Raw genomic sequence first — 2,598 nt, 5'->3', positions numbered from 1 at the left:
GGACATTCGTGTCCCTGTCCCAAGCCGGTATTGCCCTTGGCGCCGCAGCCAGCTGGGATAACACAACCAAGACCGCCACGCTGACTGTCAAATAGTAAAGTAATTAGGTAGCATATAAACAAGAAATAAGCCCCGGTCTTACGGCCAGGGCTTATTTCTATAATTAATTAATTATGCCTGAACACATTGTATTGACCTGAAAAGAATTCCTTTGTATACTATAAGTGTTAAATAATTAACCAGCTTAACTATTAATACAGCATCGAAAGGTGGTATCAAATGAGGAAGACAGTTGTAATTATATTAACTTTAGCAGTGCTGCTTGGCGGATTTACAACTGCGGCTTTGGCGCGGGAACCCGCCACTCCGCAGCTGGATTTGCAAAAAGTAATAGATATGGCGTTGGCCAACAGCCAGTCGCTAAAAAGCAAAGATTATGAAAAACAACAGGCCTGGGAAAAAAGAGAAGATGCGAAAGACAATTTTAATGTGATACCGGACGGTGCAACCGACCCTGCAACTGAAGCCAAATATACTGCACTGATGCAGTCCAGCTTAAATTATCTAATGAAAGGTAAAATGCTGGATCAGACGAAAAAGCAGATCAGCCTGGATGCATATACCAAGTATATAAATGTACTTATGGCTGAAGAGAATCTTAAATATGCCGAAATAGCACTGGAAAAGGATAAACTGGCAGAGCGGCTGGCAAAATTAAGTTATCAAGTGGGTACAACGTCTAAACCTGAATTGATTGGCGCGCAGTCCGGTGCCAGCGTATCTGAATCCTCAGTGAATGTGGCCAGGGAAAATCTTGACAAAGCATATATAGAATTAAACAGCCTTATAGGTTTATGGCCTGAAGACAGGCCGGTGCTTCAAGATGATATTGAGTTTGAAGAATTTAAAGTAGATAATATTGATGCCGAAGTAAACCGGGCTGAAACCAGCAGCGAAAATCTCTGGTACCTGGAACAATTAGTTACGTTGCAAAAAATGGACCTCAGATATTTTAATTACGGTCCGGGATCCGGCCAGCTTGGATCATACAAAGTTGAGAAATACGATGTCGATATCGCGGAACAAAATGCACAGGACGCTCAAAAACAAATAAAAGAAGGTGTTCAGACACTTTATAAAGATATACTGGCGCTGGCTGAACAATACAAGACCCTTGTGGCGGCAAATGAAAGTTTGGAGGAATTGCTAAGGGTTACAAAGGTAAAATATGATGTGGGAATGGCTACTAAAATGGACGTACAAACTGTTCAGGCTAATCTGGCTAAAAACCAGATGAATATAGAGTTATTAAAATACAAAAACGCCATAATGGTAGCCACATTCAAAAGCATGACCGGTAAAAACATAATATGAATTTTCGTGGAGATATATCCTTATTATTGATGCAGAGCGTAAATCGCTCTTTTTTTATTTAAATTTATAAAAATTATTTTTTCAAACGTATTTATTCTGGAAGGAAATGCGAAGATTGTGTTGAATAAGAAAAATTGCGTAAATAATAAAAAATTGAAATATTATAAAATGTAGAAATGTTGTTCCTTATAAAAAATATGGAGGTGGTAAATAAAGTGAATGAATAATCAGTCAATAAAAAAGGGGGTGGCAATGAAAAAGGAAAAAAACTGAATTAATATTGTAGCTGTTATTGAAGATGCCAAAATACTGAAAAGGAGGAGTGAATTTTTTGGAAAAGTTGGTAAATAGAAAAATTTCTATATTTATCATTTTAGCCTTGGTTTTTACTGTTATTTTACCTTTGGCAGCGTTTGCCAGCAATGCTGAAGTGCTCAATATACCGACTGTTAACGATGGAGAACGGGCCGAACTGGGAACCGTTTTTATGCAAAGTACGGCAGGCAAACTTAAAGGCGGCGATACAGCTTCAATATCGCTACCCAAGGATTTTAAATTCTTAAGGGACAAAGATGTTAATCATACAATGAATTCACAAACAGTTGCAGGCAGCGTATACACCATTGATGATTGGAATACAGTGACAATAGATGGTGTTAAATATGAAATGCACTCGGATGGTAAATACTATCAAAAAGATAACTCTGGTAATTTAACGGGTGTAGTATATCCAAATTCGATTGTGCTCTTTATGAGTGTGCCGGTAACAAAATCCGTTAGACTCGGCGGCGATTACAACTATTTTGAATTTCCGCTTCAATACCTGGGTGATTACAGCGGCCTTTATGAATACAACCCAGCTGGTCATAGGGGCGGCGACGGATATTATCTCAAGACCGGTATGCATGTTACCAAACTAAGTGATTATGAAATAAAAGTTGAGGTTATTGGTAATGAACCAGATGGTACACCATCTTATGGGTGGTTTGTAAACCCGAGCCAGTCGCTGGATGTATATGAGTTTATTCATAACGGATCGATATATGTAAAAGATGGCTTTGACGGCGATATTATGGTGAATGTAAGCGCCCCCAGCGGCAGCGGTATATCGTCCGGTCAAATTCCCATCGGTCGCGTTGGATCCGGTGACGTTGACATCGTAGTAACAGATGACCCCACATTCAGCGACAACGACACGACAACCATTCGTGTTGATGAATCAGT

At 39.3% G+C, this 2,598-nt stretch carries 1 protein-coding gene and 1 pseudogene; both read left to right on the top strand.

Annotation, left to right across the window (positions count from 1 at the left end; all coding sequences use genetic code 11):
- Nucleotides 1-279: 279 nt before the first annotated feature.
- On the top strand, nt 280-1,374 hold the full coding sequence (locus tag H569_RS0116985; RefSeq protein ID WP_027365957.1) for a TolC family protein: 1,095 nt from the start codon (nt 280-282) through the stop codon (nt 1,372-1,374).
- Between the two features lie 331 nt (nt 1,375-1,705).
- Nucleotides 1,706-2,598: pseudogene (locus tag H569_RS20860) on the top strand (hypothetical protein); the annotation flags it as partial.

The sequence above is a fragment of the Desulfotruncus alcoholivorax DSM 16058 genome (assembly GCF_000430885.1).
GTDB classification, from domain to species: Bacteria; Bacillota; Desulfotomaculia; order Desulfotomaculales; family Desulfallaceae; genus Desulfotruncus; species Desulfotruncus alcoholivorax.
This window is presented reverse-complemented; position numbering and strand designations above follow the sequence as displayed.

Excerpts from the sequence above, each read along its gene's own strand:
- H569_RS0116985 (WP_027365957.1), top strand. The coding sequence starts at position 280 with ATGAGGAAGACAGTTGTAATTATATTAACTTTAGCAGTGCTGCTTGGC.